Origin of the sequence: Streptomyces sp. NPDC058464 (assembly GCF_042721035.1) — a bacterium.
Classification (GTDB): Bacteria; Actinomycetota; Actinomycetes; order Streptomycetales; family Streptomycetaceae; genus Streptomyces.
In genome coordinates this window covers 62,463-68,824 of record NZ_JBHXMA010000055.1, presented here as the reverse complement: position 1 = coordinate 68,824, position 6,362 = coordinate 62,463, and the positions used below count along the sequence as shown (strand labels likewise).

Annotated in this window: 6 protein-coding genes; 2 read left to right on the top strand and 4 right to left on the bottom strand. The window is 70.1% G+C overall.

From position 1 onward, the window contains the following. Positions 1–118: 118 nt before the first annotated feature. Genes ACFWPQ_RS45270 through ACFWPQ_RS45255 form a run of 4 tightly spaced genes read right to left on the bottom strand, consistent with a single transcriptional unit; the run spans position 119 to position 4,040 of the window. Positions 119–1,021, bottom strand: coding sequence for a sugar phosphate isomerase/epimerase family protein (locus ACFWPQ_RS45270; RefSeq protein WP_384049089.1), 903 nt, complete (start codon positions 1,019–1,021; stop codon positions 119–121). 4 nt (positions 1,022–1,025) lie between these two features. Next, positions 1,026–1,940: an ATP-binding cassette domain-containing protein gene (locus tag ACFWPQ_RS45265; RefSeq protein WP_361290831.1), complete on the bottom strand. Its 915-nt coding sequence runs from the start codon at positions 1,938–1,940 to the stop codon at positions 1,026–1,028. A 4-nt stretch (positions 1,941–1,944) separates the two neighbouring features. Then, entirely contained in the window at positions 1,945–3,015 is a 1,071-nt protein-coding gene (locus tag ACFWPQ_RS45260) for an ABC transporter permease (protein WP_384049085.1), read from the bottom strand. 5 nt (positions 3,016–3,020) lie between these two features. Next, positions 3,021–4,040 carry a sugar ABC transporter substrate-binding protein gene (locus tag ACFWPQ_RS45255; protein ID WP_384049082.1) on the bottom strand — a complete coding sequence of 340 codons (1,020 nt, stop codon included), beginning with the start codon at positions 4,038–4,040 and terminating at the stop codon, positions 3,021–3,023. 250 nt (positions 4,041–4,290) lie between these two features. Between ACFWPQ_RS45255 and ACFWPQ_RS45250 the strand changes: the two genes are divergently transcribed. Then, on the top strand, positions 4,291–4,452 hold the full coding sequence (locus tag ACFWPQ_RS45250) for a hypothetical protein (RefSeq protein ID WP_384049079.1): 162 nt from the start codon (positions 4,291–4,293) through the stop codon (positions 4,450–4,452). Positions 4,453–4,460: 8 nt separating this feature from the next. Next, positions 4,461–6,332, top strand: a complete 1,872-nt coding sequence (gene iolD / locus ACFWPQ_RS45245; protein WP_384049076.1) for a 3D-(3,5/4)-trihydroxycyclohexane-1,2-dione acylhydrolase (decyclizing) — start codon at positions 4,461–4,463, stop codon at positions 6,330–6,332. Positions 6,333–6,362 lie beyond the last annotated feature (30 nt).

The window sequence follows — 6,362 nt, the reverse complement described above, 5'->3', positions numbered from 1 at the left end:
GCGGGGGGGGGCGACCCCCTTCATCTCGCAACCGCGCGCGCCCGGGGGGTTGTCCCCCACCCCGCCTGGGCGCCCGGGGCCGCGCGGATCTCTCCGCGCGGCCCTCGGGAAGCGGCTGTCAGGCGCCGCAGGACCGCAGGAACTTCCGGGTGCGCACCGCGATGGGCAGCGGCTTGTCCGGCTCGCAGGGGTACATGTCCTGCTCGACGATCGCGAACAGGTCGACCCCCAGCCGCTGTGCCGCCGCCAGCACCGGAGCCAGCTCCGGTACGCCGGCGGGCGGTTCGCACATCACGCCCTGGGCCACGGCCGGCCCGAACGGGGTGCCCTTGGCCTGGACGTCGGCCAGGATCGCCGGGTCCACCTGCTTGAGGTGCAGGTAGCCGATCCGCTCGCCGTACGTCTCGATCAGCTTGACGCTGTCGCCGCCGCAGTAGGCGTAGTGCCCGGTGTCCAGGCAGAGGTTGACCAGGTCCGTGTCGGTCGAGTCGAGGAAGTGCTCGACGTGCTCCTCGGTGTCGATGTGGGTGTCGGCGTGCGGGTGGACGACGATGTCCAGGCCGTACGCCTCCTTCACCTCGTGGCCGAGGCGCTCCATGCCCTTGGTGAGGTGGGCCCACTGCTCGCCGGTCAGCTCCGGCGGCTCCAGGATCTCGGCGGTCTTGTCGTCCCGCCAGAAGGACGGGATGACCACCAGGTGCTTCGCTCCCATCGCCTGGGTGAGCGCGGCGACCTGGCTGACGTGCTCCCAGGTCGACTCCCAGACGGCCGGGCCGCGGTGCAGGCCGGTGAAGACCGTGCCGGCCGAGACCTTCAGGTCCCGCTTGGCGATCTCGTCCGTGAGCCGGGCCGGGTCGGTGGGGAGGTACCCGTAGGGGCCGAGTTCGATCCAGGAGTAGCCGGCCTCGGCGACCTCGTCGAGGAAGCGTTCCCAGGGGACCTGGCGGGGGTCGTCCGGGAACCAGACGCCCCAGGAGTCGGGGGCCGAGCCGACCCAGATGCGGTCGAGAGCGTCGGTCATGGGCTCAGGACTTTCCTTCCGGACCGGTCGCGACGGGTGCGGTGAGGTCCTCCTCTTCGGGGAGTTCCTCGGTGTCGACCCCGCGCACCTGGGAGAGCTCGTGCTTGAGGGCAGCGAGTTCGGCGCCTCCGGCCATGTGGTTGGTGAGTTCCTCCAGGGTGATGTCGCTGCGTTCGGCGGAGAGTTCCAGGGTGCCGAGGCGCAGGACGCTGAAGTGGTCGCCGACCATGAAGGCGTGGTGCGGGTTGTGGGTGATGAAGATGACGCCGAGGCCGCGTTCGCGGGCGGCGGCGATGTACTTCAGGACCACACCGGACTGCTTGACGCCGAGGGCGGCCGTCGGCTCGTCCAGGATGAGGACGCGGGCGCCGAAGTAGACCGCGCGGGCGATGGCCACGCACTGGCGCTGGCCGCCGGAGAGGGTGCCGATGGGCTGGTCCAGGTCGTCCAGGATGATGCCCATGTTGCGCAGTTCGCGGTCGGCGGTCTCCTTCATCCTGGCGATGTCGAGACGGCGCACGGGCCAGGGGCCCTTGGTCATCTCGGAGCCGAGGAAGAAGTTGCGCCACACCGGCATCAGGGGGACGGTGGCGAGGTCCTGGTAGACGGTGGCGATGCCCTTGTCGAGGGCCTCGCGCGGGGTGGAGAAGCGGACCGGGGTGCCGTCGACGAGGAAGTCGCCCTCGGTGTGCTGGTGCAGCCCCGAGATGATCTTGATGAGGGTGGACTTGCCGGCGCCGTTGTCGCCGAGGACGCAGGTCACCTGGTTCGGGAAGACCTTGAGGTCGACGCCGTGCAGGGCGCGGATGTTGCCGTACGACTTGCCCGTGCCGCGCAGTTCGACGATCGGGGCGCCGTCGACGGGGGCCGCCTCGTCCTGGAGGACGGCACCGTGGGTTCCGGAGTTGTTGTCTGTCATCGGGTCACCTCCTGGTCGCGGTGCGCTGCACCCACAGGTTGATCATCACGGCACCGAGGAGCATGACGCCGAGGAAGGCCTTGAACCAGTCGGGGTTCCAGCCCGCGTAGACGATGCCCTGCTGGACCATGCCGAACATGAAGGCACCGAAGACCGGACCGATCGCGGAGCCGGCGCCACCGGTCAGCAGGCAGCCGCCGATGACCGCGGCGGAGATGTAGATCAGCTCCTGGCCCACGCCCTCGCCGGACTGCACGGTGTTGAAGGAGAACAGCTGGTGCATGCCGACGAACCAGGCGCCGAAGCCGACCAGCATGAACAGCGAGATCTTGGTGAAGTTCACCGGGACGCCGACCGCGCGAGCCGAGTCCTTGTTGCCGCCGACCGCGAAGACCCAGTTGCCGTACTTCGTGCGCAGCAGGACCCAGGTCGCGATGGCCGCGAAGAACAGCCACCAGAAGATGGTGATCTTCACCTGGACGCCGCCGATGTCGAAGGACGAGGCGAAGAGCGCCTTGGCCTGGCCGAAGCCGTCCATGTTGCTGATGTCGTCGGTGGCGACGTTGCCGGTGACCAGCTTGGTCACCGCGAGGTTCACGCCCTGGAGGATCAGGAAGCTGCCCAGGGTGATCAGGAAGCTGGGCAGACCGGTCTTGACCACCAGCCAGCCGTTGAGGAAGCCGATGGCGAGCGACACGACGAGCGCGGCGATCACGCCGACCCAGACGTTCATGCTCAGCTGGTAGGCGATCATGCTCGCGGTGAGCGCCGAGGTGATCACCGCGACACCGGCGGAGAGGTCGAACTCCCCGCCGATCATCAGCAGGGCCACCGGCAGCGCCATGATGCCGATGGTGGACGACTGGTACAGGATGTTCGCCATCGAGCTGGCTTCCCGTACCGGCGGGGCGGCGATCAGGAAGAAGACGTACACCGCGACCGCGCCGAGGAAGACGCCGACGTCGGGGCGGGCCAGGATCCGCAGCGCCAGGGGGCGCTGGGCGGTCCGGCCGTCCTTCTCCTTCGGACCGGGGGCCGGCGGTGTGGCCACCGCCGGCTGGGTCTCCTGACTCATCTCGATCACCGAGTGCCCTTCGCGGCGAACTCGGCGACCTTGTCGACGTTGGACTTGTCGACGAAGGCCGGGCCGGTCAGCACCGGCTGCTCACCGCCGCCCATGTAGTTGCCGTTGTTCTTGTAGAGCCACAGCGAGTCGATCGCCAGGTAGCCCTGGAGGTAGGGCTGCTGGTCCACGGCGAACTCGATGGTGCCCTTGCTGATGGCGCCGGTCAGGTCCTTGTTGAGGTCGAAGGTGGCGACCTTCGCCTTGCTGCCCGCGTCGGACACCGACTGGACGGCGATCAGCGCGATCGGGGCGCCGAGCGTGACCACGTGGTCGATGGCCTTGTCCTGGGTGAGCTTGGCGGTGATCGTCGACTTGACCGAGGTCGGGGAGGTGCCGTCGACGTACAGGGTCTCCGTGGTCCCGGAGAACGTCTTCTTCACTCCGTCGCAGCGCTGGGTGAGGCCGACGTTGCCCTGCTCCTGGATGACACAGACGACCTTCTTGGCGCCTTCGGTGTTCAGCCGGTTGCCGAGCGCCTCGCCCGCCACCGTCTCGTCCTGGCCGAAGAACTCCAGCAGACCGAGCTTCTTCCAGTCGCTCAGACCGGAGTTGAGGCCGACGATCGGGATCTTCGCGGAGTTGGCCTTGCCGACGACGTCCTTCATGGCGTCCGGCTTGGCGAGGGTGACGGCGATCCCGTCGACCTTCTGGTCGATCGCGTTCTGCACCAGGTTGGCCTGGTTGCCCGCGTTCGGGTCCGCCGAGTAGACGAGCTTGATGTTGTCCTTGTCGGCGGCGGCCTGGGCGCCCTTGCGGACGATGTCCCAGAAGGTGTCGCCCGGCGACTGGTGGGTGACCAGCGCGACCGTCATGCGAGGGGTGGACGCCTTGCCCGCCGAGGCCGCCGATCCTCCCTCTTCGGACTTCTTTCCTCCGGAGCTGCTGGAGCAGCCGGCGAGGGTCAGGGCTGCCGCCGCGGCGACGGCCACGATCGGGGCCAGCCTGCGCGGACGGGAGTGGGAAGAGCGGTCCATCTTTCCTGCACCTCACTGTGCTACGGGGGAAAGGAACGGATCAGGACGATCCGTGGACCCGGGCCGACGGAGGTGGTCCGGGTCACTGCCTTGCGTTGGGACGGGATACAAGTCCCTGTGCGGCCCGCTGTCAATACTTTGTTAAGACATCATTTCACACTCAGGTCCGAATGTAAGTACAAACCATTGACAGCGCGACCTGCTCCGATCTACACCTGAGGGGCATCAGCCCACCCTCGAGGAGCCTCGCATGACCGATCCGCCGGCACCGGCCTCCGGCCGCGTCGCGACGGGCCGTTCCGAAGCTGATCTCTACCCGCTCCCGCCGGGAGTACCCCTGGCGCCGGCGGAGCGCCCCGTGGGCCGGCCGGCCGCCGCCCGCCGCCCCCTGCCCGCCACCCCGTCCGAATGAGGTCCCCCATGAGCCAGCCGACCACCCGCCTGACCGTCGCCCAGGCGCTGGTGCGGTTCCTGTCCGCCCAGTACACCGAGCGCGACGGTGTCCGGCACCGGCTGATCGCCGGCACCTGGGGCATCTTCGGCCACGGCAACGTGGCGGGGATCGGCCAGGCGCTCCTCGAGTACGGCGACGTCATGCCGTACCACCAGGGACGCAACGAGCAGGCGATGGTGCACGCGGCGGTCGGCCACGCCCGCCAGCTGGACCGGCTCTCGGCGCAGGCGGTGACCACGTCCATCGGCCCGGGCGCCACCAACCTGGTGACCGGCGCCGCCCTCGCCACCATCAACCGGCTGCCGGTGCTGCTGCTCCCCGGCGACTACTTCGCCAGCCACGCGCCCGACCCGCTGCTGCAACAGCTGGAGCACCCGAGCGAGTTCGACGTCTCCGTCAACGACACGCTGCGCCCGGTCTCCCGCTACTTCGACCGGATCACCCGCCCCGAGGCGCTGATCCCGTCCGCGCTGAACGCCATGCGGGTCCTGGCCGACCCGGCCGAGACCGGCGCGGTCACCCTCGCCCTCCCCCAGGACGTCCAGGCGGAGGCGTACGACTGGCCGGAGGAGTTCTTCGCCGACCGGGTCTGGCGGGTCCGGCGGCCGGCCCCCGACCCCGTGGAGCTGGCGGACGCCGTGAGCGCCGTACGGGCCGCTCGGCGGCCGTTGATCGTGGCGGGCGGCGGAGTCCACCACAGCCGCGCGGAAGAGGCTCTGAGGGCCCTTGTGGAGGCCACGGGCATCCCCGTCGCCTCGACCCAGGCGGGCAAGGGCTCGCTGCGCCACGACCACTCGGCCGACCTGGGCGGGATCGGCCACACCGGGACCGCCGTCGCGGACGACCTGGCCCGCACCGCCGACCTGGTCATCGGCGTGGGCACCCGGTACACGGACTTCACCACGGCCTCCGGCACCCTCTTCCAGAACCCGGACGTCCGCTTCCTGAACCTGAACATCACCGGGTTCGACGCCCACAAGCTGGCCGCGCGGACGCTGGTCTGCGACGCACGGGCGGGGCTCGCGGCCCTCGCGGAGGCCCTGTCCGGGCACCGGGTGGCCGCGGAGTACGCCGCCGAGTACCGGGAGGGCAAGGAGCGCTGGGACGCCGTCGTCGAGGCGGCCTACCGCGCGGACGACGAGGACGCGGTGCCGACCCAGACCCAGGTGCTCGGCGCCCTGGACGCGGTCGTCGGCGATGACGACGTTGTCATCAACGCGGCCGGCTCGCTCCCGGGCGACCTGCACAAGCTGTGGCGGGCCCGCTCGCCGCGCCAGTACCACCTGGAGTACGGCTACTCCTGCATGGGCTACGAGATCCCGGCCGGCATCGGCGTCCAGCAGGCCGCCCCGGAGATCGCCGTCTGGTCGCTGGTCGGCGACGGCACGTATCTGATGATGCCGACCGAGATCGTCACCGCCGTGCAGGAGGGTCTGCCCGTCAACCTGGTCCTCATCCAGAACCACGGGTACGCCTCCATCGGCGGCCTCTCCGAGTCGGTGGGCGGCGAGCGGTTCGGCACCGCCTACCGCTTCCGCTCCGCCGACGGCACCTTCGGCGGGGCCCCGCTGCCGGTCGACCTCGCCGCCAACGCGGCCAGCCTCGGCATGGAGGTGCTGCGCGCCAAGACCGTGCGGGAGCTGCGCGAGGCCCTTGCAGCGGCCCGCGCGAGCGACCGGGCGACGTGCGTGTACGTGGAGACGGACCCGGCGCCCACCGCTCCCCCGGCCGAGGCCTGGTGGGACGTGCCGGTCGCCGAGACCGCAGAGCGCGAGGCCGCCGTACGGGCCCGCGAGGAGTACGACCGGCAGGTCGCCGACCGCCGCCGGCATCTGTGATTCCCCCGAACCCCGGAAGGAGGTGTCCCG